This window comes from Micromonospora sp. CNZ297 (genome assembly GCF_007827625.1).
Map to the genome: position 1 here is coordinate 81,327 of NZ_VISU01000010.1, position 21,050 is coordinate 102,376.

The 21,050-nt window shown below is 74.3% G+C and carries 17 protein-coding genes; 11 read left to right on the forward strand and 6 right to left on the reverse strand.

Annotated elements, in window-relative coordinates:
* The first annotated feature begins 543 nt into the window (after nucleotides 1-543).
* The 7 genes from FB454_RS18940 (at nucleotide 544) to FB454_RS18970 (ending at nucleotide 8,619) form a co-directional block, all read left to right on the forward strand.
* On the forward strand, nucleotides 544-1,038 hold the full coding sequence (locus tag FB454_RS18940; RefSeq protein ID WP_123109769.1) for a BlaI/MecI/CopY family transcriptional regulator: 495 nt from the start codon (nucleotides 544-546) through the stop codon (nucleotides 1,036-1,038).
* 10 nt (nucleotides 1,039-1,048) lie between these two features.
* On the forward strand, nucleotides 1,049-1,954 hold the full coding sequence (locus FB454_RS18945) for a M56 family metallopeptidase (protein ID WP_013473979.1): 906 nt from the start codon (nucleotides 1,049-1,051) through the stop codon (nucleotides 1,952-1,954).
* Between the two features lie 103 nt (nucleotides 1,955-2,057).
* Nucleotides 2,058-3,305 (forward strand): cytochrome ubiquinol oxidase subunit I, encoded by a 1,248-nt coding sequence (locus tag FB454_RS18950; RefSeq protein ID WP_145754415.1) that lies wholly within the window; start codon nucleotides 2,058-2,060, stop codon nucleotides 3,303-3,305.
* 11 nt (nucleotides 3,306-3,316) lie between these two features.
* Nucleotides 3,317-4,324 (forward strand): cytochrome d ubiquinol oxidase subunit II, encoded by a 1,008-nt coding sequence (locus FB454_RS18955; protein ID WP_145754417.1) that lies wholly within the window; start codon nucleotides 3,317-3,319, stop codon nucleotides 4,322-4,324.
* The gene (gene cydD / locus FB454_RS18960) at nucleotides 4,321-6,000 is read left to right on the forward strand and encodes a thiol reductant ABC exporter subunit CydD (RefSeq protein ID WP_145754420.1); all 1,680 of its coding nucleotides are present in this window, start codon (nucleotides 4,321-4,323) and stop codon (nucleotides 5,998-6,000) included. Before FB454_RS18955 ends, cydD begins: the two co-directional genes overlap by 4 nt.
* A 34-nt stretch (nucleotides 6,001-6,034) precedes the next feature.
* Nucleotides 6,035-7,873 carry a thiol reductant ABC exporter subunit CydC gene (gene cydC / locus FB454_RS18965; protein ID WP_145754423.1) on the forward strand — a complete coding sequence of 613 codons (1,839 nt, stop codon included), beginning with the start codon at nucleotides 6,035-6,037 and terminating at the stop codon, nucleotides 7,871-7,873.
* Between the two features lie 62 nt (nucleotides 7,874-7,935).
* On the forward strand, nucleotides 7,936-8,619 hold the full coding sequence (locus FB454_RS18970; protein ID WP_013283999.1) for a permease prefix domain 1-containing protein: 684 nt from the start codon (nucleotides 7,936-7,938) through the stop codon (nucleotides 8,617-8,619).
* 68 nt (nucleotides 8,620-8,687) lie between these two features.
* Here FB454_RS18970 and FB454_RS18975 read toward each other — a convergent pair whose 3' ends face one another.
* Entirely contained in the window at nucleotides 8,688-9,029 is a 342-nt protein-coding gene (locus tag FB454_RS18975) for a PadR family transcriptional regulator (protein WP_013473973.1), read from the reverse strand.
* Between the two features lie 145 nt (nucleotides 9,030-9,174).
* Here FB454_RS18975 and FB454_RS18980 point away from each other — a divergent pair, with 145 nt between their 5' ends.
* The 3 genes from FB454_RS18980 to FB454_RS18990 all read left to right on the forward strand — a co-directional run bounded on the left by FB454_RS18980 (nucleotide 9,175) and on the right by FB454_RS18990 (nucleotide 13,919).
* Nucleotides 9,175-10,125, forward strand: a complete 951-nt coding sequence (locus tag FB454_RS18980) for a hypothetical protein (RefSeq protein ID WP_013283997.1) — start codon at nucleotides 9,175-9,177, stop codon at nucleotides 10,123-10,125.
* Nucleotides 10,126-10,165: 40 nt separating this feature from the next.
* Entirely contained in the window at nucleotides 10,166-12,577 is a 2,412-nt protein-coding gene (locus FB454_RS18985) for a transposase (protein WP_145754426.1), read from the forward strand.
* Between the two features lie 121 nt (nucleotides 12,578-12,698).
* A complete protein-coding gene (locus FB454_RS18990; protein WP_145754429.1) occupies nucleotides 12,699-13,919 on the forward strand; it encodes an ABC transporter substrate-binding protein in 1,221 nt (406 codons plus the stop codon).
* A 124-nt stretch (nucleotides 13,920-14,043) separates the two neighbouring features.
* Here FB454_RS18990 and FB454_RS18995 read toward each other — a convergent pair whose 3' ends face one another.
* The 4 genes from FB454_RS18995 to FB454_RS19010 form a co-directional block, all read right to left on the reverse strand.
* Nucleotides 14,044-14,637 carry a GTP-binding protein gene (locus FB454_RS18995; protein ID WP_013283994.1) on the reverse strand — a complete coding sequence of 198 codons (594 nt, stop codon included), beginning with the start codon at nucleotides 14,635-14,637 and terminating at the stop codon, nucleotides 14,044-14,046.
* 1 nt (nucleotide 14,638) lies between these two features.
* The gene (locus FB454_RS19000) at nucleotides 14,639-15,019 is read right to left on the reverse strand and encodes a DUF742 domain-containing protein (protein ID WP_013473970.1); all 381 of its coding nucleotides are present in this window, start codon (nucleotides 15,017-15,019) and stop codon (nucleotides 14,639-14,641) included.
* 100 nt (nucleotides 15,020-15,119) lie between these two features.
* Nucleotides 15,120-15,524, reverse strand: a complete 405-nt coding sequence (locus tag FB454_RS19005; protein ID WP_013283992.1) for a roadblock/LC7 domain-containing protein — start codon at nucleotides 15,522-15,524, stop codon at nucleotides 15,120-15,122.
* Nucleotides 15,521-19,165: a sensor histidine kinase gene (locus FB454_RS19010; protein WP_145823253.1), complete on the reverse strand. Its 3,645-nt coding sequence runs from the start codon at nucleotides 19,163-19,165 to the stop codon at nucleotides 15,521-15,523. The genes FB454_RS19005 and FB454_RS19010 overlap by 4 nt, the downstream gene beginning before the upstream one ends.
* 427 nt (nucleotides 19,166-19,592) lie before the next feature.
* On the opposite strand from FB454_RS19010, the gene FB454_RS35445 reads away from it, so the two are divergent.
* A complete protein-coding gene (locus FB454_RS35445; RefSeq protein ID WP_232236649.1) occupies nucleotides 19,593-19,964 on the forward strand; it encodes a hypothetical protein in 372 nt (123 codons plus the stop codon).
* Here FB454_RS35445 and FB454_RS19020 read toward each other — a convergent pair whose 3' ends face one another.
* Nucleotides 19,965-21,041 carry an adenosine deaminase gene (locus tag FB454_RS19020; protein ID WP_013473969.1) on the reverse strand — a complete coding sequence of 359 codons (1,077 nt, stop codon included), beginning with the start codon at nucleotides 21,039-21,041 and terminating at the stop codon, nucleotides 19,965-19,967.
* Nucleotides 21,042-21,050: the final 9 nt, after the last annotated feature.

Consider the following 21,050-nt stretch of genomic DNA (forward strand, 5'->3'; position numbering starts at 1 on the left):
GGTGTCGATCTCACCCGGTGCCCCCGCCAAGATCGGCGCTATTCCCCCGAAGTGGCCACATCAGCCACCCCCGGACAACACCACCTCCCCGAGCCGGTGCCGACCTTGCTCCAACCTGCACCCTCGGCCAGCAAGATCAACCCCAGCTCCGCGAAGTGGCCGCATCCACCCGCCCCAGATACCGCCACCTCCCCGAACCAGCGTGGATCTTGTCCACGCACCCCCACCCCGGACTTCAAGATCAGCACCAGCACGGCGAGGTGGCTGCATCAACCCACCCGGGACAGCGCCACCTTCCCGAACTGGCGTGGATCTTGCCCGCGGTGCCCGCCCGGATCAGCAGGATCAACACCAGACCCCGGAGTGGCCTGAATAGGGCCCCAATGCCGCCCGAAGCCAGCAAGATCAACACCAGCTCCGCGAAGTGGTCACATCGACCAGCCCGGGACGGCGCCACCTCCCCGAGCTGGTGTTGATCTTCGGGAGCGGGGAACGGGGACCGGGGCGACGGAAGGGATCTACTACCGGGGGTAGGATTGACGGGTGACTCGGCTGGGGGACCTTGAGCGTGCGGTGATGGACGTGCTGTGGGACGCGGCGCCCGCCTCGTCGGACGGGGTGACCGTGCGCGAGGTCGCCGACGCCCTGGACGGCCGGGAACTCGCCTACACCACTGTGATGACCGTGCTCGACCGGCTCGCCGGCAAGGGCATGGTGCAGCGCGAGCGGGAGGGCCGCGCCTGGCGTTACCGTCCGGCCGCCACCCGCGAGGCGCACATCGCCCAGCTCATGCTCGAAGCCCTCGACCTCGGCGGCAGCCGGGACGCCGCGCTCGTGCGCTTCGCCCGCTCGGTGACCGGCACGGAGGCGGACGTGCTCCGCGCCGCGCTCGGCGCCGAGGCCGGGGCCGCGCTCGGCGCCGAGGCCGGGGCCGCGCTCGGCGCCGAGGCCGGGGCGACTGTCGAGGACGGACCGGCCGGCCGGGTCGAGAACCCCCGGCCCGGCCGGCCGGCGCTCGACGAGGCGACGGACCGGTAGGGCGGCTGCCGTGGCGTACGCCCTGCACTTCGCCGCGATCATCCTGGCCTGCTGGCTGACCGCGCAGGTCCTCGCCGCCGCGCGCTGGACCTGGCGGGCACCCCGGGTGGCGATCATCTGCTGGCAGGCGGTCGGGCTGGCGCTCGGCCTGTCCGCCATGGGGCTGCCGATGGCGCTGGGGCTCGACGCGTACGACCGGGCGACCGGGCACGCGCTGCTGGCGCTGGCCGACGACCTGGCCCACGGCACGCTGCCGGCCGGTGTGGGCGCGGTGCACCTCAGCCTGGTCGGCGTCGGTCTCGGCATCGGCGCGGTGCTGCTCACCACGACGGTCCGCAGCCTGCACGGCGCGGTCCGCGCGCAGCGCCGGCACCGGGAGCTGCTGCACCTGGTGGCCCGGCGTGACCCGACGGTGCCCGGCGCGCTGGTGCTCGACCACCCGAGCGCGGCGGCGTACTGCCTGCCCGGGGTGCGTCCCCGGGTGGTGGTGAGCGCGGGCACGCTCGACCTGCTCGACCCGGCCGAGCTGGCGGCGGTGCTCACCCACGAGCGGGCGCACGCGCAGGAGCGGCACGACCTGGTGCTGCTGCCGTTCACCGCGCTGTGCCGGGCGCTGCCCTGGTTCCGGTGGGTGCGGGACGCGCACGCGCGGGTGGCGCTGCTGGTCGAGATGCGTGCCGACGACAAGGCCCGGGAGCTGCACGCGGACGCGCCGCTAGCCGGTGCGCTGCGCCGGTTCGCCGCCGCCGAGCACCGGGTCCAGCCGGCCGGCACGCTCGGACTCGGCGACCGCGACCTCGACGTACGCGTGCAGCGGCTGCTCGTCGCGGACCGCCCGCCGCGGGTGCTCGGCGCGATGGCGCTGGCTGTCGCGGGCACGCTCGTCTCCCTGCCGTTCGCCCTGTTCCTGAGCTGACGTCACCCCCTACGGGACTTCTCCGGGTTCGCGCGCCCCTATAGGTAGCGAGGCTACGTGTAGGTTGACTACGACAAGAGAGCCAACCCATGGGAGGACGACAGTGGACCCGCTGCTCCTCGCCCGCCTCCAGTTCGCCACCACCACCTCGATCCACTTCCTGTTCGTGGCGGTCACGCTCGGCCTGGTCACGCTCCTGGTCGGGTTGCAGACGGCCGGCTACCTGACCGGCAAGCCGGTGTACGAGCGGCTGACCCGGTTCTGGGGCCAGCTCTACGTGATCAACTACGTGCTCGGCATCGCCACCGGCATCGTCATGGAGTTCCAGTTCGGCCTGAACTGGAGCGGGCTGTCGCGCTACGTCGGGAACGTCTTCGGCGCGCCGCTGGCCATCGAGACGCTGGTGGCGTTCTTCCTGGAGTCCACGTTCCTCGGCATGTGGATCTTCGGATGGCACCGGCTGCGGCGCGGCGTGCACCTGGCGCTGCTCTGGGGCGTGGCGATCACCGCGTACGCCTCGGCCTTCTGGATCATGGTGGCGAACGCCTGGCTGCAGAACCCGGTCGGGTACGAGGTCCGCGACGGCGTCGCCCACCTCACCGACTTCGGCGCGCTGCTCACCAACCCGACGTTCGGCATGGCGTTCGGTCACGTGATCTCGGCGAGCCTGGTCACCGGCGGGCTGCTGATGGCCGCGGTGAGCGCCTGGCACCTGCTGCGGCGTACCCCCGACTACGCGCTGTTCCGCACCTCGCTGCGGCTCGGCCTGGTCACCGCGGCCCTGGCGGTCAGCATGCTCCAGGGTTTCGGCTTCGCCCAGTTCGGCCCGGTCGGGCAGCTCCAGCCGACCAAGTTCGGCGGCGGGCCGGAGCGGGACGCGCTCGTCGCCGACTGGACCGCGCGCTTCGGCCCGGGCGACTGGGAACCACCTGTGCTCTCCAACGTCGGCCTCGGCTTCATGATCCTGATCGGCTTCACGCTCGGCGCGCTCTGGCTCCTGCTGCCGCTGCTCTGGCGCGACTGGATCATCAGGTTGAAGGCGCCGCTCTGGCTGATCCTGCTCGGCCTGCCGCTGCCCTTCGTGGCGATGCTGCTCGGCTGGATCGCCCGCGAGGTCGGCCGCCAGCCCTGGGCCGCGTACGGGCTGCTGCCCACCGCGCAGGCCGTCTCGCCGGTCTCACCGGGGCTGATGCTCACCTCGCTGATCGGGTTCAGCCTGCTGCTCGGCGCGCTCGCGGTGGCCAACTGGACGCTGCTGGCCCGGCACGCGGCCCGTGGAGCGCAGGACCCCGCGCTCGGCCGCCCGCCCGCGCCCGACAGCGACGCCCACCACCAGCCCGTGTTCGTCTGAGGGAGCCCGCCGTGGAACTCGCCTGGTACGCCCTGCTCGGCCTCTTCTTCGCCACCTACCTCGTGCTCGGCGGCTACGACTACGGCGTCGGCCTGCTGCTGGCCCGACGTGGCCCGGCACCGGGAAGCCGGGCCACGCTCACCGCGCTCGGGCCGTTCTTCCTCGGCAACGAGGTCTGGCTGGTCGCCGCCGTCGGCGTCCTGTTCGGCGCGTTCCCCCGGCTGGAGGGCGAACTGCTCTCCGGCTTCTACCCGGCCGTGCTCGCCGCGCTGGCGGGGGTGGTGCTGGTGACCGCCGGGGTGCAGTTGCGCAGCCGCCCGGCCTCCGCCGCCGCCCGCGCCCGCTGGGACCGGGTGGTGGTGGTCGGCTGCCTGCTCGCCGCGCTGGGCTGGGGCGCGGTGCTCGCCGGGCTGCTCCAGGGCGTGCCGTTGAGCGCCGACGGCCACGTGGTCGGTGTCGGTCATCTCGCCACCCCGTTCGTCGCCGCCGCCGGGCTGGCGCTGCTCGCGCTGGTGGCGGTGCACGGTGCGACGTTCCTCACGCTCCGGCTGCCCGCCGCCGAGGCCCCGGCGCTCGCCCGGCTGGCGAGCGGCCTGGTGCCCGCCGCACTCGTCGCGGTCGGCGCGGCCACCGTTCTGGGTGTGCTCTCCGATCGGGTACGCGCCGCTGTGGCACGCCCGGCTGTCGCCGTACTCCTGCCGTTGGCGCTCGTGGCGGCGCTGCTGGCGGCCCGCGCGGCGCTGCGGCGGGGCCGGGCCGGGGTGGCCTTCGCGGCGACCGCGACGGCGCTGGCGCTTCCGGCGCCGCTGATCGGGGCCGCGCTCTGGCCCCGGATCCTGGTCTCCACTGCCGACCCGGCGGCGTCGCTGACGGTGGCCGAGGCGGCCGCCGGCCGCCCGACGCTGGCGCTGTTGGGATGGCTCGCGTTACCGCTCCTGCCGGCCCTACTAGGCTTTCAGGCGATGTGCTGGTGGGTTTTCCGGGGACGGATCGACGGCAGGGCACCGGTGTACTGGTGAACCGCCGCCCGTTCGACCCGCGTCTGCTGCGTCGGGTCCCCGCGGCCCGGCGCGACCTCGCCGTGCTCGCGGTGCTGGGCGGGCTCACCGCGCTGCTGGTGATCGCCCAGGCCACCGCGCTGGCGACACTGCTGGCGACGGCATTCGACGGGCGGCTGCACCGGCCGGCGCTCGCCGGGTTCGTGGCCGCTGTCGCCGGGCGGGCGCTGGTGAGCTGGGCGCAGGGCACTGTGGCGGCGCGGGCCGCCGCCACGGTGAAGGCGGCGCTGCGCGCCGACCTGCTCGGCGCGGTCGGCCGGCACGGCCCCACCTGGGTCGCCGGACAGCGGGCCGGGCAGCTCGCCACGCTGGCCGGGCGCGGCCTGGACGCGCTCGACCCTTACTTCACCGGCTACCTGCCGCAGCTCGTGCTGAGCGTCACGGTGCCGGTGGCGGTGCTGGCCCGGATCGTGTTCGCCGACTGGAGCTCAGCGCTGATCATCGCGCTCACCATCCCGCTCATCCCGATCTTCGGCGCGCTGCTCGGCTGGCAGGCGCAGGCCGCCACCGAACGGCAGTGGCGGCGCCTGTCGCTGCTCGGCGGGCACTTCCTCGACATGGTGGCCGGGCTGCCCACGCTGCGCGCGTTCGGCCGGTCCCGGGGGCAGGTCGACGTGGTACGCCGGATGGCCGACGGCCACCGCCAGGCCACCATGAAGACGCTGCGGATCGCGTTCCTGTCCGCGCTGGTGCTGGAACTGGTCGCCACACTCTCCGTCGCGCTGGTCGCGGTGCCGGTCGGCATCCGGCTGCTCGGCGGCGGCCTCACGCTCTCCACCGCGCTGCTGGTGCTGCTGCTCACCCCGGAGGCGTACCTGCCGCTGCGGGCCGCGGGCAGCCGGTTCCACGCCAGCATGGAAGGACTCACCGCGCTGGACGAGGCGCTCACACTCTCCGCCACCGACGCGCCCGCCACCGCCGAGCCGCGCCGTCCGGCGCCGCGCGGCCGTGGTGAGATCCGCTTCGAGGGCGTAACGGTCGCGTACGACCGGACCACAGCGCTGCGCGACGTCACGCTGACCGTCCGGCCCGGCGACCGGGTGGCGATCATCGGGCCCAGCGGCGCGGGCAAGAGCACGCTGCTCAACCTGCTGCTCGGCTTCGTCGCACCGACCTCGGGCCGGGTCACGGTCGACGGGGTGGACCTGGCCGGGGTCGACCTCGACGCCTGGCGGCGCGAGCTGGCCTGGGTGCCGCAGCGGGCGCACCTGTTCGCCGGGTCGCTCGCCGACAACATCCGCCTGGGCGCACCGGAGACCCCTGACGCCGCGCTCGCCGCGGCGGTCACCGGCGCCGCGCTCGACGAGGTGGTAGGCGCCCTGCCCGACGGGCTGGACACCCGCCTGGGCGAGCGCGGTCACGGCCTGTCCAGCGGTCAGCGGCAGCGTGTCGCCCTGGCTCGTGCGTTCCTGCGGGACGCGCCGATCGTGCTGCTCGACGAGCCGACAGCGCGGCTGGACAGCGCCAGCGAGGCGGTCGTGCTGGACGCGACCCGGCGGCTGGTCGCCGGACGTACCGCGCTGCTCGTCGCGCACCGGCCCGCGCTGCTCGCCGACGCCGACCGGATCCTGCGCGTCGAGGACGGCCGGGTCACCGAACTGCACCCGACCGCCACCGGACCGGCGGTGCCGCGATGATCCCCGTCTCCCCCACCCGCCCGGTGGTGACCGGGTGACCGCCGCCGACGGCGTGACGCCTGTGGGCCGCGAGCCGGCCGGGCCGACGGGGGTTCCGGTGCCGCCCTCCGGCTCGCCGGAACCGCCCGCGCCCGCCCGGCCCGGCGCGGAACGTGCGGTGCTGCGCCTGGCCCGGCCCTACCTGAGCCGGCTGCTCGGCGCCGGGCTGCTCGCCGCCGCCACCGAGTTCGCCGGCTTGGCGCTGATGGCCACCGCCACCTGGCTGCTGATGAGCGCCGCCGGCCGTCCGCCGCTGGACCGGCTGACGGTGGCGATCGTCGCGGTCCGGGCACTGGCGGTCAGCCGGGGCGTGTTCCGGTACACCGAACGGCTCGCCGGGCACGACGCCGTCCTCCGCATGATCACCGACGTGCGGGCGCGCGTCTTCGCCACGCTCGCCGCCCGCCGGGAGACCGGCCGCCGTACCGGGGACGCGCTGAGCCGCCTGGTCTCCGACGTGGAGGCGGCCCAGGATCTGCTCCTGCGCGTCCTCGTACCGGGTGCGGCGGCGGCGCTGGTCAGCGTGCTCGCGGTCGGCGTCGCCGCGCTGATCTCGCCAGCGGCCGCCGGTGTGCTCGCGCTCGGCCTGCTCGTGGCGGGCGTGGCGCTCCCCGCGCTCGCCGCCCGGATCACCCGCCGCGCCGCCGACGAGGTGGCCCCGCTGCGGGGCGCGCTCGCCGTGGACGCGGTCGACCTCACCCACGGCGCCGCCGACCTGGCCGCGTTCGGGGCGACAGGCGCCGCGCTCGCCGCCGCCGACGAGCGGGCCGGACGACTGGCCCGGCTGGAACGAAGGCTCGCCGCGACCGGCTTCGCGGTGGACGCGCTCGGCGTCCTCGTGGCTGGTCTCACCGCCGCCGCCGTGGTGGTCGTGGCGCTGCGCGCCGAGGTCGGCGGCGTGCTGGTCGGCGTCCTCGCGGTCGGCTCACTCGCCGCCGTGGAGGTGGCGCTCGCGCTCGTCGCTGCGGCCCGCCAGCGCACCCAGCTGCGGGCCGGGCTGGCCCGGGTCGCCGACCTGCTCACCGAGCCCGGCCCGGCGACCCCACCGGACACGCCGGAGCCCACTGTCGACGGCCACGACGTGCGGTTCGCCGACGTGACGGTCCGCTACCGGGCCGGCGCCGCCCCCGCCCTGGCCGGGTTCGACCTCGACCTGCCGGCCGGCCGGCGGGTGGCGGTGGTCGGGCCGAGCGGCGCCGGCAAGAGCACGCTCGCCGCGGTGCTCACCGGCGCGGTACGCCCCGACACCGGCCGCGTCACCGCCGGCGGCGTGCCGGTGTCCGAGATCCCGGCCGAGCACCTGCCCCGGGTGGTCGGCGGCCTGCTCGCCGAGGCGTACGTCTTCCACGCCACGGTCAAGGAGAACCTGCTCCTCGGCCGGCCGGACGCCACCGAGGCGGACCTGGTCGCCGCGACCCGGGCGGCCGGCCTGCTCGACTGGGTACGCGAACAGCCAGACGGCTGGGACACGGTGGTCGGCGAGCAGGGCGGGCAGCTCTCCGGCGGGCAGCGGCAGCGGCTCGCGCTGGCCCGGGCGCTGCTGGCCGCCCCACCGGTGCTGGTGCTCGACGAGCCGACCGAGGGGCTCGACCCGGCGGCCGCCGACGCGGTGCTGGACTCCACGCTCGCCGCCACCCCGGCCGGGCACTCGGTGCTGCTGATCAGCCACCGGCTCAGCGGTCTCGCCGGGTTCGACGAGATCGTGGTGCTCGAAGGCGGCCGGATGGTGCAGTGCGGCCGGCACGACGAGCTGGTGGCGCGCCCCGGCTGGTACCGGGAGCAGTGGCTGCGCCAGGAGGCGGCCGAGCGCGGCTACCTGGCGATCACGCCCTGACGCCCGGCCGATCGGGGTTTTCCCTGACGCGGGTGTCGCCCGCCGGTGGCAGGCTTACCCGCATGCGGGTGCATGAGGAGGCAGTGGTCGACCGCCGGCTGCACGAGTTGTCCACGCGGTTGCACGGGCCGAACCGGCTCAAGGCCGACCTGCTGACCGAGGCGCGGCACGCGCTGGAGGACGCCGTCGAGGCGTACCGGGAAGGGGGCCTGCCGCGCGCGGAGGCGCAGCGGCGGGCGGTCGCCGAGTTCGGCAGCGACGCCCAGCTCGTGCCGGGTTTCCAGGCCGAGCTGGCGGTCGGCGCGCTGCGCGGGCTGGCGCTGCGCACGCTCGTGGTGGCGGTGGTGCTCATCGCCGCCGGTGACCTGACCTGGCAGGGGTCGAGCTGGAGCGACGGTCCGCCCCCGCCACAGAGCTACCTGCTGCTCTCCGCCGCGCTGAACGGCATCTGGGGCGTGGTCGCCGCGCTGGCGCTGGTCGCGCTGCTGGTCGGTCCGCTGGTCGCCCGGTGGGGTTCACCGCGGCTCGTCCGCCCGGCACGGCTGATCGGTTTCGGTCTGACCGGCAGCCTGCTGCTCGGCGCGGTCGCCGGGGGCGCGCTGTTCGGCTGGTCGATCGGGCTGTGGGACGCCGCGCTCACCTGGCCGCCCCTGGTCATCGGGATGGTGGTGGTCTCGGCGGCCTGGTTCGCGCTGGCCCGGGCGGCCCGCTGCTGGGTGCTCGCCGACCGCCGGCTGGCCGGCTGAGCGGCCGCCCCTCGGCCTTGCTCGGGCGTCCCCGGCTGCCCGCTCGGCGGGCCGGGCTGCCGCCGCGGTCAGGCCGGTGCGGTGGGTGGCTCGTCCGCGCCGAGGAACCGTCCGACGGTGGCGCTGAACTCGCGCCAGCCGGCCCGCTCCCCGGCCAGCGCCCGGCCGCCGGCATCGGTCAGCTCGTAGGTGCGGCGCTCCCGGCCGTTCACAGTGCTCCAGGTGCTCGCCACCAGCCCGGCCCGCTCCAGCCGGCGCAGAGCCGGATAGATGGTGCCGGTGGGCAGATCCAGCGTGCCGCCGCTGCGGGCACGCAACGCCTCGATGATCGCGTAGCCGTGCAGCGCGCCCCGTTCCAGCACGGCGAGCAGCAGCGCGTCCAGGTGTCCGTGCAGCGCCTGCGCCTTCATGCGTAGCAACGCTACTTGTCGCGCCGCCGCGACGCCAAGGGGTGCGACTCCCGGTCGGAACCGTCGCCCACTAGGGTATGTGCGCAGAGTCACTCGGCGGCGCGACGCCGTCGGGTGGGCAACCCGAACGCACACGGAGGTCAGCGTGGCCCGCCAGTCGCCCCAACGGCCCGACGCCGACGAGCCCGAGCTCGACGACACCGACGCCGCCGCCGCGGCCGACGAGGTCGAGGAGGACCGCCCGCCGGCCGACCGCGCGCTCTGGGACGAGGTGCGGATCGACCCGGTGGAGATCGCCCTGCCCGCCGGCACCGGCTTCACGCTGCGGGCGTACCGGCAGGCGCGCGAGCTGACCCCGACCGACGTCGCCGAGCGCGACCAGGACGACCCGTTCCTGGCCCGCCGTCAGGTCGTCGAGACCGAGGAGGACGAGGAGGTGGTGATCCTCGACGAGGAGTTCGCCGCCCTCTCCGCCGAGGAGGACGACGAGGACGAGGAGAAGGACGCCAAGTCCCGCCGCAAGGGCAAGGCCGACGCCTCGGACGACGAGAAGGCCGAGGCCGACGAGGACGACGCCGAGGACGACGAGGACGAGGACGAGGCGGGCGACGAGGAGGTGCCGGTCTTCCTCACCCACAAGGGCCGGCTCCTGCTGTTCAAGACGCCGGAGTCATTGGTCACTTTCATCCGTTCCGGCGCGCCCAACGACCTGTCCCAGCTGGACAGTTGGAATGAACTGTCCGAACGGCTGGAGCCGGCCGACATCGCCCCGCTGGACGAGGACACGTACGAGCTCGACCTGGTGGTGGAGAACCTGCGCGGCGGCCACGACGCGTGGGACCACGAGCTGCTCATCGAAGCCGGTGAGATCGCCCGTGACCTGGCGTACGCCCTGCGGCTACCCGCCGTGCTGGACATGCTCTCGGCGGGCTCCAGCCTGGACGACCTGGACGAGGCGCTGCGCGCTTCCGTCAACGGTGGCGTCGGTGGTTTCCTGGGTCGTCGGCGGCTGAAGAAAATCGGGGCACAAACCGCAAGTTTGGGTTGGCGCACCATTGTCGGCAAGATCTCTGCGGTTGTGGACTGGCGCGACTGACCCGGAGCGGGGAGCATCAGTCTCTGGCAGAGCAAGACCTGTGTCCCGGGAGGAGGACGACGCCGTGGCGCTCGTGCGCGTGTACTGCGGTCTGGCCTCGGCAGATCCGGCCGACCGAACGGCTTCGGCCGGAACGACGCTGACGTCCGCTGTGGTCGACGACGCAGGCCGTCTGCTGCACGTCTGCGAGATCGGTGACGATCCCGCCGGTTACGCCCGGCTGGTCGCGCTGCTGGTGGAACGGTCCGGCGGTCCGAGCGGCGCGGCCATCGCCGCGGACAGCGACGACCACATCGTCACCTCGCTGCTGAGCGCCGCCGGCCGCCCGCTGGCGATCGCGGACGACGACTCGGTCGACGACTTCGCCGAGCGCTTCGCCGACGACGACTCCCTGGAGGAGATGCAGTCCCCGCCCGCCGAGCGCCGGGCGGTCGGGCTGGCCCGTGCGCTCCAGGCCGGCGCGCTCTCCGCGGTGACCCTCCCGGCGCCGCGCGAACTCGCCGGATACACGCAGGTCCTGGCCGCGCACGCGGCGCTGGCGAGTGGCCGTCACTCCGCCGCCGTGACACTGCGCGAGGTGCTCCGCGAGCTCTACCCGGCCGCGCTGCGGGCCTACCCGGATCCTGCCGACCGGGTCGCCCTGGCGGTCCTCGACGCGCTGCCCGAGCCGGGGATGCTCACCGGCCCCGCGGGCCGTGGTGGCCGGGACGGCGCGCTGGCCGCCGACGCGGTCGTCGCGCAGCTGGCCGGCGAGGGCGTGGCCGACGCCGACGCCGTCTCCGACGCGGTGACCGCGCTGCGTGTCGCCATCTCCGAGACGCCCCGGCGGGCCACCGTCAACCGCACGCTCACCGCGGCCGTCGCCGAGACCGTACGCCAGGCCGTCGCCTCCGTCCGGACCTGTGACGCCGGCTGCGACGCGCTCGTCGGCGCGCTCGCCGAACGCACCGCTCCCACTCCCGCGACCGGCCGCCGGGCCGCCGCCCGACGGGGCGAGCAGGTCGACGAGCTGGCCTCGACGCCCGCGGCCGACCTCCGTCCGGTGCGCTCCATCCAGCCGGACCCGATCGCCGAGCCCCACCGCGGTCGTCCCGAGCCGGCCGGGGCACCCGAGCCGGCCGGCCGTCGCGGTCGTCCCGAGCCGCTCCCCGGCGGGCGGCGCAGCCGTCCGGAGCCGGTGTCCGGTCCGGCCGCCACGACGACGCCCCGGCCGCTCGGCCCGCCACCCGTCGCGCCGGCGCCCGTCACGCCGCCGCCGGTCGCCCCGGCGCCGGTCACGCCCGTCGCTCCGGCAGCAGCACTGGGCCGGCCGTCCTCGGCTCCCCCGGCGCGGCCCGAGCCGACCGGTGCGCCGCTGCCGTCGCGGGTGGACGGCCCCACCAACCGGCCGGTCTCCGCGCCGCCTCCGCCGCCACCCGGGATCACGCCGATCGCCCCGTCCCCGCGCGGCGCCGTGCCGCCGGCCGAGGCCGGCGAGCCGTTCCGCCCGACGCTCACCACCGCGGCCATCAACAAGGCGCGGGCCGAGCGGCAGCGCACAGTCATCCCGCCCCGGCCGAAGACCAACCAGAACCCGCACCAGGAACCGCCCACCGGTGGATTCAGCGCCACCGACCTGAGCATCCCGGTGCCGGCCCCGCGCCCGCCCGCGCCGGAGGCGCCGCCGGGCTCCCGGGCGAACTGGCCGCTGGTGAACACCGAGGACGACACCGCCCGGGAGCGGGAGGGCACCACCTACCCGTACGGGCGGGGCGTGGACGCGCCGAGCGACCCGGGCCGGGTCACGCCGCCGTGGCTCGCCGACGACCTGCCGCAGGAGCCGCCGATGCTGCGGCTGGTGGAGCCGCCGCCGCTCGCCGACCGCGCGCTGCGCGACGAGATGGGCCGGCCGGCCGACCCCGGCCTGGAGACGCCCCCGCTGCGTCTCGTCGACCAGGGCGACCCGAGCCGCGTACCGCTGCCCGCCGCGCCCGAGCGGCGTCCCGCCCCGAAGGAGCACCGGCCGCCGCCGGTCTCCGACGAGGGTGACGGCGACCTGCTGATCTTCGCGCAGGCCAAGTCCGCCTGGTTCGTCGGCCACGGCGACGAGGCCGACCTGGAGTGGTCGACCACCGCCGACACCGGCTGGCAGGCGGCCGAGCAGGCGGCCCGTCCGGCCGTCGGCGCGGAGACCAAGGCCGGGCTGCCGAAGCGCGTGCCGCAGGCCAACCTGGTCCCGGGCTCCCCGCTGCGCGAGGAGCGTCCTCTGCGGATCGTCCGGAACGCGGCGAGCCTCGCCGAGAACACCACCGGATACTTCCGGGGCTGGCGGCGCGGCCAGGAGATCGGCGGCTTCGCCGTGGGCGGCCGTCCGGGCCGTGAGGCGGCCGGTGGCTGGGACTTCACCCGCGACACCGGCGACCGCGACGACGACCGGGAGTACGAGTACCGCTCGGCGGGCTACCGCTCCTGACCGGGCCCGCCGGGGTGTTCCATCCCACACCGGGACGATTTGACGCTGGGCTGGACCGGCCGGGAACATACCCGGCGGACCAGCGGCGGCGCCTGTTCGCCGGGGTGGGAAGGCGATTCCATTGGCGACACCGGCGTTCGACTCCACTGTGCTCACCCGGCGGGGCGTCCTCGCCGCCGCTGCCGGGAGCCTGCTGCTCGCCGGGTGCGCGCCGCAGGGCCAGCGGCCGGACGACGGCCCGTCCAGCAGCGCGCCGAGCGACCAGGACCTGATCGTCGGCGCGAGCCTGGAACTGACCGGCGCCGGGTCGCTGCTCGGCGTCGCCCAGCGGCAGGCCCTTCAGCTCACCGCCGACTCGCTCAACCGCACCGGCCTGCCGGTCGGGAACCTGGTCCGGTCGGTCCGGCTCCAGATCCTGGACAACGGCAGCAATCCCGAGGTCGCCGCCCGCCACGCCGCCGAGTTCACCCGGGCCGGCGCCCAGGCGCTGATCGGCGGCGTGCTCGGCGAGACCTCGGTGGCCCTCGCGGCGGCCGCCCAGCGGGTCAAGACACCCTTCCTGTCGCTCGGCTACGGTGAACGCATCGCGCTGCCGCTGGACGAGCGCACGTTCACCTACAAGCTCACCCCGGACGCCGTCGACATGGCACGTCGCCTGGTGGAGCTGTTCGAGTCCAAGAAGATCCGGCGGGTGTCGGTGCTCGCCGCCGACGGGATGCACGGCGACTCGGGTGTGCGGGCGATGCGGGAGGCGCTCGCCGACAGCAGCACCGACCTGGCCCGCACGGTACGCCTTCCGGCGACCGGCCGGCGCTTCCGTACCGCCGCCGAGCGCGTCGCCGGCAGCCAGCGGGACGGCGTGGTGGTCTGGGCTACCGCACCCGACTCCGGTGTCGCGGCACGGGAACTGCGCGCCGCCGGCCACCGCGGCCCGATCTTCTTCGACGCCGGCGCGGTCGCCGACGACACCGTGCAGGGCGCGAACGCCGCCGCCGTGGAGGGCGCGTACGCGGTACACCCGGCCTGCCTGGACGTCTCCGCCGCCACCGCCACCACGACGGCCCAGCTGGCCCGCCGGGACTTCGTCAACCGCTACACGCAGCGGCACGGCGTCAGCCCGGACTTCGCCCCGTACGCCTCGGACGCGCTCCAGCTCCTCGCCACGTCGGCGCGGATGGCGACGAGCCTGGACCGGGGCCGGCTGCGGGCGCTCCTCCAGGCGCAGACCGTCGAGGGCATCGCCGGCGGATACGCGTTCCGCGCCGACCGGCACGGCGGCATGGAGCCCGACTCGCTCGCCGTGTACCAGGTGTTCCGGGGCAACTGGACCCGGTACGCCTGACCTCACCCGTCGCCCGGTGACCGTCCCGCCTGGAGGGTCACCGGGTGATCGCGTACCGTGTCCGCCCCCAGACGGCAGGAAGCGCCCGGTGGCCCTGAGGCCGCCGGGCGCTTCCGCGCGTCGGTCAGGCGGGCGCGACGGCCCGCGAGCGCCGCATGGTGAGCACGTACTCGACCAGCGAGATCAGCACGTGCTTCGTGGACTCCCGGTTCCGGGCGTCGCACGGCACCACCGGCACGTCGCGGGAGATCGCCAGCGCGTCCCGGACGTCCTGCGGATCGTGGTACTGCATGCCGTCGAAGCAGTTGATGGCGATCAGGTACGGCAACCGCCGGTGCTCGAAGAAGTCGATCGCGGCGAAGCAGTCGGCGAGCCGGCGGGTGTCGACCAGCACCACCGCGCCGATCGCACCCCGGACCAACTCGTCCCACATGAACCAGAACCGCGTCTGACCCGGAGTACCGAACAGGTACAGGATCAGATCCCGGTCGATCGAGATACGACCGAAGTCCATCGCCACCGTGGTCGTCGTCTTACCCGGCACCTGCCGGGTGTCGTCGACGCCGACACCGGCGGAGGTCATGATCGCCTCGGTGGTCAGCGGCGTGATCTCGGAGACCGAGCCGACCAGCGTCGTCTTGCCGACGCCGAACCCACCGGCGATAACGATCTTCGCCGACGTCACTCGGCCGCTCGGGGCCGGCGGCCGGTGCGACATGTCAGAGCCTGCGAAGTCCACTCAGCACCCTCTCCAGCAGTTCAGTGCCCACCGCGTCGTCGGAGTCGTCCAAGATGGTCGGCTCGTGGACCGCGACCAGGCCGTCCGTCGCCATGTCGGCGATGAGCACCCGGGCCACGCCGAGCGGAAGCTGCATCCGCGCCGCGATCTCGGCGAGCGACTGCACACGTCCGTCACACAACGCGGCGATGTACTGGTGTTCACGACCGTGGCCGCCACCATTGCCAGTGGCAACCGCTCGGCCGCGCACCGTCGTCTCGACGAGTGCCTCCAGGGCGATGTCGAGCCGGGGACGGGTACGGCCGCGGGTAACGGCGTACGGCCGGACCAACGCTCCGGTCGGCTCGTCACGATCCGCCATTTCGCCGCTCACCTCCCTCGTACCCGGCACCGGCTCGCCCCGGTGGCATCCGTCGCTGTCGTAGTTGTTCCCGCACCTGACCCACCGGCCAGCGCGTCATTCAGCCCATCATCCCCACAGCCGTACGCGGCTGCGGCGTCAGGGCATCGCCCACCCGGTCCACGAGCAGGGCCATCTCGTACCCGACCTGACCCACGTCGCAGCTCCGCGCCGCCAGCACCGCGAACGACGAGCCGTCGGAGATGGACATCAGGAACAGGAAACCGTTGTCCATCTCGACGACTGTCTGCAACACCGCTCCGCCCTCGAAGCAGCGGGCCGCGCCCTGGGTCAGGCTGACCAGACCGGACGCGATCGCGGCGAGCTGGTCGGCGCGGTCCCGCGGAAGGTCACGGGACGAGGCGAGAAGCAGGCCGTCGGCCGAGACCGCGACCGCGTGCGCCACACCGGGCACCCGGTCGGCGAAGTTGGCGAGCAGCCATCCGAGATCCTGCGTAGTAGTCATCCTTGTTGCTCCTTCTGCCCGCTCCCGGCCACCGGGCCTGAGCCAGACTGCGAGGACTGCTGCCCGCCCGGAGTGCCCTCCGGGCCGGTCGTGTTGCTGTCGGTGTTACGCCCGCGCTGTACGCCCCGATGGTAGGCCGAGAGCAGGCCCCGAACACCCTCCGGAGTACGCCGCTGCACCGACGCGGAAGGCTTCTCGATGCTGCCGGGCACGAGCTGCGCCATCGGCGTCCGCTTCGGCAGGCCCTTCTGGGTGGTCTCCGCAACCGGGACCTCGGTGGCCGCCGACGCGGCACGCCAGCCGTCGTCGGCCGCCGTCTGCCACGGGGAGGAGGACTGCGGCGACGCGGTCGGCTGCCGGGTGGGCAACCCGCCGGTGTGCGCGGGACGGGCGTTCCCGTTCGCCGCGCCGTTGTCACGCGGTGCTCCGCCGGCCGTCGGAGTGTGTGCCATCGGCGTGTTACCTGTCGTTGCGGGTGTCTTCTGCGGCACGGGCCGGCCGTCCGTGTCCACCTTGGCGAACTGCTGGGTGGCGGCGCCGCCGTTCGTCGTCGCGGCCGGTGCCGCCGACTCCTCGTTGGGTCCGGGCCGGCGGGTGCGGAACCACGCCGACTCCAGCTCCCGGAAGATCGGCAGCTCCATCGTCTCGTCCGCGTACCGCTGACGGTTGCCCTGCTGCTGCGGCGCGGCCGGGCGTGCCACCGGTGCCGCCGGGCGGTTCGCCGCCGGGGCCTCGGCCGGCCGGCTCGCGGCCGGAGCGGCGGACGGCTGGCCGGCCGCCTGCTGCGGGGTGGCCGGAATCTCCGTGCGCGGCACCCGGGGCAGCTCGGTGGTCATGTCCATGCCACTGGTGGGCCGTTCCGGCGCCGCCGGAGCCGGGGTCGGCGCGACCGGCGGCCAGACCGGCGGGGCGCTGACACCCGGTGCGGGCATCGGACGCGCCTGCGGCTGGTTCGCCGGCGGCGCGGAGGCCGGGTACCCGGCGGCGGGCTGCCCGGACACCGGCGCGGGGTGCCCGGAGACCGGCGCGGCCGAGACCGGACGGTACGGCAGCGGGTCGCCGGAGACCGGCGCCGCGGAGACCGGGCGGCCCGAGAACGGGTCGCCGGAGACCGGCGCGGCCGAGACCGGGCGGTACGGCAGCGGGTTGCCGGAGACCGGCGCGCCGGAGACCGGGGGCAGCGGCGGGGCCGACACCGGCGGGACCGGCGGCGCGGAGACCGGCGGCGGGCTGTAGGGCCGCGCCTCCGGGCTGCTCGGCAGTTGGCGCGGGATCGCCGGCTGCTGGCCGGTGCTGCCCGGGTCGCCGTCGGCCGGGTTGCGCCGCTGCGGCAGCGGGTCCGTCGACTGGCCGTTGGGCCGGCCGCCGAATCCGCCGTCGCCGCCGGACGGGCTGGCGCCGGTCAGGTCGGACCAGGCCGGCATGGCACGGCCGCCACCGGCGTTCGCCGGGGTGCCCGAGCCGTTGCGCGGCGCCGGGTCGAAGGCGCGTCCGCCGAGCGTGACCTGGTTGCCCGAGGAGCCCGGGTGGGGCGCCGGCGGCAGGCTCGGCGGGTTGTTGTTGCCGAAGGCGGCCAGGGCGCCGAAGGCCGGTGCCGGGCCGTTCTGCTGCGGGCCCGCGGCCGGCAGGGCCGGTCCGGGCAGGCCACGGCCGGCCAGGGCGCGCGGCACCAGGACCGAGGTCGGCAGCGTCACGTCGGCGACGGTGCCCCGGTCGGCACCCGGCCGCAGCTCGACCCGGACGCCGTGCCGGGCGGCCAGCCGCGCGACCACGACCAGGCCCATCATCCGGGAGACCGCGACGTCCACCTGCGGCGGCGTGGCCAGCCGCTCGTTGAGGTCGCGGAGCTGGTCCGGGCTGATGCCGATGCCGCGGTCCTCCACGTAGAGGGAGGCGCGGTCGCCGACCCGCCGGGCCTCCACCATGACCTGCGAGTCCGGCGGGGAGAAGGCGGTGGCGTTGTCGAACAGCTCGGCGACCAGGTGCACCAGGTCGTTGACCGCGTGGGCGGCGACCTCGATGTCCCGGTCGATCACGCCGAACTCGATCCGGGTGTAGTGCTCGACCTCGGACTGGGCGGCGCGCAGCACGTCGATCAGTGCGGCGGGCTCGCGCTGCACACGGGTGGAGTCCGCACCGGCGAGGACCAGCAGGTTCTCGTCGTTGCGGCGCATCCGGGTGGCCAGGTGGTCGAGCTGGAACAGCTCGGCCAGCCGGTCCGGGTCCTCCTCGCCGCGCTCCAGGCGGTCGAGGTGGCCGATCAGCCGGTCGACCAGGATCTGCGAGCGGCGGGCCAGGTTGACGAACATGGTCGCAACCGAGGCCCGCAGGGCGGCCTGCTCGGCGGCGGTCCGGACGGCCTCCAGGTGGACGGCGTTGAACGCCTCGGTCACCTGGCCGAACTCGTCCTTGCTGCGCACCGGCAGCGGCTCGGCGATCTGGTTTGCCAGTTGCACAGGGGAGAGCTGGCCGGTGACCTGCGGGTCGCGCAGACGGGCGACCGCCTGTGGCAGCCCGTACTGGGCCACCGCCAGGGCGCCCTGGCGCAGGTCGCGCAGCGACCGGGCCATCGAGCGGGCCACCAGGTACGCGAACAGGATGGCCAGCAGCAGCATGGTGAGCAGCAGGCCGGTCTCCAGGAACACCTGGCGCTGGGTGTCCGAGCGCAGCGCGTCGGCCTGCCGGACCACGTTGCCGTCGAGCCGGGCCTCCACGGTCCGGATCAGCTTGGCGTTGGCGACCATGGTCTGGTCCCACTGGTCCGCCCCGAACGGGGCGTTCTCCATCGAGCCGTTGTTGTTGCCCGAGACGAAACTCGTGAAGCGGTCGGCCTTGCGCAGGTCGGGCCCGGAGACGGTCTGCTCGTAGAACAGCTTGTCGGGCTCGGTGGCGACCGACTGGAAGGTCGCCAGCGACTGCGACTGGCCGGTGCCGCTGGCGATGAACTGCTCGCGCAGCGCGGCGGTGTACTGGTTCTGGGTCAGCGCCTGGTGGACGACGACCCGGCGCTGGGTCAGGTATTCCTTCTGCCGGGCGACGGCGGCCGCCGCGCGCATCCGGTCGCTCAGGTCGTTGTTGCCGGCGAGCTGGGTGGCCGAGTCGCGGATCGCGAGCAGGTCCTCGATCAGCTGCCGGTACGCCTGGTCGGCGTCGTTGATCTTCAGCTTGCCGTTCAGCACCTGGCTGCGGGTCGCCGGAAGGTCCTTCAGCTGGGTGTCGATCGTGTCGAGCAGCCCGACGAAGTTGCGGGGCAGGTCGTCGATCTCGCCACGCTGCCGCAGGTACGGCGACTTCGCCTGGTCCACCCGCTGGTTGGCGCGGTTGTAACCCTCCTGGTACTGCGCCCGGGTCTGGAACTCCTTCGCGCCGAGGAAGAGCACGGCGCCGACCCGCTCGTCCTGCACGGTGTCGACCAGGTCACCCGAGTAGCCGATCAGGTTGGCCAGATCCCCCGCCCGGTTGGCATTGTTGAGCGTCTCCAGGTGGTCGACCAGACCACTGGTGCCCACCACGACCGTGGCGATGGTCGGCACGATCATGATCAGACCGAGCTTGGACCAGATCGGCATATCGCGCAGCCGACTCATCGGCCGGCGCAGCCGCGACAGGAAGGAGCCCGCCGTCGTTGGCCGTTTGCTCACGTCACCGCCCTCGCATTACCGCACCCCGCGCCACCCTGAGGGCAACGCCGAGCGACCGACCCGGCGGGTCGGACCTCCGAGATTCCATCACGCCGCTCCGCAAAGAGAAAGCCCAGGTTGTCCCTCACCGGAGGTGTGATGAGATGTTGATGCAATTTGATAGCAATCCGTCTGGCCGGAGTCACTGAAGGTAATGGAACACCCGCACCGCGTCGTCCTGCTCGCCGGCCCCTCCGGGTCCGGAAAGTCATACATAGCCCAGCGAACCGGACTTCCGGTGCTCTGCCTGGACGACTTCTACAAGGACGGCGATGACCCTACGTGTCCGCGTCGAAACGGACAGGTGGACTGGGAGTCCCCCTTGTCCTGGGATTCGGACACGGCGGTGCAAACAATCGCCCGACTGGCTCGTGAGGGCAAGGCCGAAGTGCCGGTTTATGCGATCGGCGCAGACCGTCGAGTAGCCACCCGGCCATTCGATGTCGACGGATCGCCAATCTTCGTCGCCGAGGGGATCTTCGCGGCCGAGATCGTGGCCGAGTGCCGGCGACTGGGCCTGCTCGCCGGTGCGTACGCGCTGCGCCGCCCGCGCGGCGCGACGTTCCTGCGCCGCCTCGCCCGGGATCTCGCCGAGCAGCGCAAGGCGCCCCGGGTGCTGCTCCGGCGCGGGGTCGCGCTGCTGCGCGCCGAGCCGGCCGTGCTGCGCCGGCAGACCGGGCTGGGCGCCGAGGCCGCCCGGGCCGGGCAGGTGCTGCGCGGGGTGGCCGCACTGCTCTCCGGCCATCCCCGCCAGTCGTGATCAGCCGATCAGCTCGGCGTACGCCGGCTTGATCACCTCGTCGATGATCCGCAGCCGCTCGTCGAACGGGATGAACGCGCTCTTCATCGCGTTGATGGTGAACCACTGGAGTTCCTTCCAGCCGTAGCCGAAGGCCTCCACCAGCAACGCCATCTCCCGCGACATCGAGGTGCCGCTCATCAGCCGGTTGTCGGTGTTCACAGTCACCCGGAACCGCAGGTCACGCAGGAGCCCGATCGGGTGGTCGGCGATCGAGGCCGCGGCGCCGGTCTGCACGTTCGACGACGGGCACAGCTCCAGCGGGATGCGCTTGTCCCGCACGTACGCGGCCAGCCGGCCCAGCACCGGCGGGTTGCCCGGCGTGATGTCGTCGACGATGCGGACGCCGTGGCCGAGCCGGTCGGCGCCGCACCACTGGATCGCCTGCCAGATGGACGGCAGGCCGAACGCCTCACCCGCGTGGATGGTGAAGTGGAAGTTCTCCCGCTGGAGGTACTCGAACGCGTCCAGATGCCGGGTGGGCGGGAAGCCCGCCTCGGCGCCGGCGATGTCGAACCCGACCACCCCGGTGTCGCGGTGCCGCACGGCCAGCTCGGCGATCTCCTGCGAGCGGGCCGCGTGCCGCATCGCGGTGAGCAGCGTGCCGATCCGGATCGGGGTGCCCGCCTCGGCGGCCAGCGCGCTGCCCTCCCGGAACCCGGTGACCACCGCGTCGACCACCTCGTCCAGGGTCAGGTTCTGCTCCAGGTGCTGCTCCGGCGCGAACCGCACCTCGGCGTAGACCACGCCGTCGGCGGCCAGGTCCAGCGCGCACTCGCGGGCCACCCGGCGCAGCGCGGCAGGGGTCTGCATGACCGCCACCGTGTGCGCGAACGTCTCCAGGTAGCGCTCCAGCGAGCCGGAGTTCGCCGCCTCGGTGAACCAGACGCCGAGCGCCGCCGGGTCGGTGGTGGGCAGTTCGTGGCCGACCTCGGCGGCCAGCTCGACGATCGTCGCGGGCCGCAGGCCGCCGTCGAGGTGATCGTGCAGCAGCGCCTTCGGGACCTTGACGATGTCCTCGTACGAGATTGCGACCATGCTCAGACC

What these genes read in the sequence shown, in the direction of transcription:
- FB454_RS18970 (WP_013283999.1), top strand. Translation starts at nt 7,936, where the DNA reads ATGCGGGTGCATGAGGAGGCAGTGGTCGACCGCCGGCTGCACGAGTTG.
- FB454_RS18975 (WP_013473973.1), bottom strand. Translation starts at nt 9,029, where the DNA reads ATGAAGGCGCAGGCGCTGCACGGACACCTGGACGCGCTGCTGCTCGCC.
- FB454_RS18995 (WP_013283994.1), bottom strand. Translation starts at nt 14,637, where the DNA reads ATGTCGCACCGGCCGCCGGCCCCGAGCGGCCGAGTGACGTCGGCGAAG.
- FB454_RS19000 (WP_013473970.1), bottom strand. Translation starts at nt 15,019, where the DNA reads ATGGCGGATCGTGACGAGCCGACCGGAGCGTTGGTCCGGCCGTACGCC.
- FB454_RS19005 (WP_013283992.1), bottom strand. Translation starts at nt 15,524, where the DNA reads ATGACTACTACGCAGGATCTCGGATGGCTGCTCGCCAACTTCGCCGAC.
- FB454_RS19020 (WP_013473969.1), bottom strand. Translation starts at nt 21,041, where the DNA reads ATGGTCGCAATCTCGTACGAGGACATCGTCAAGGTCCCGAAGGCGCTG.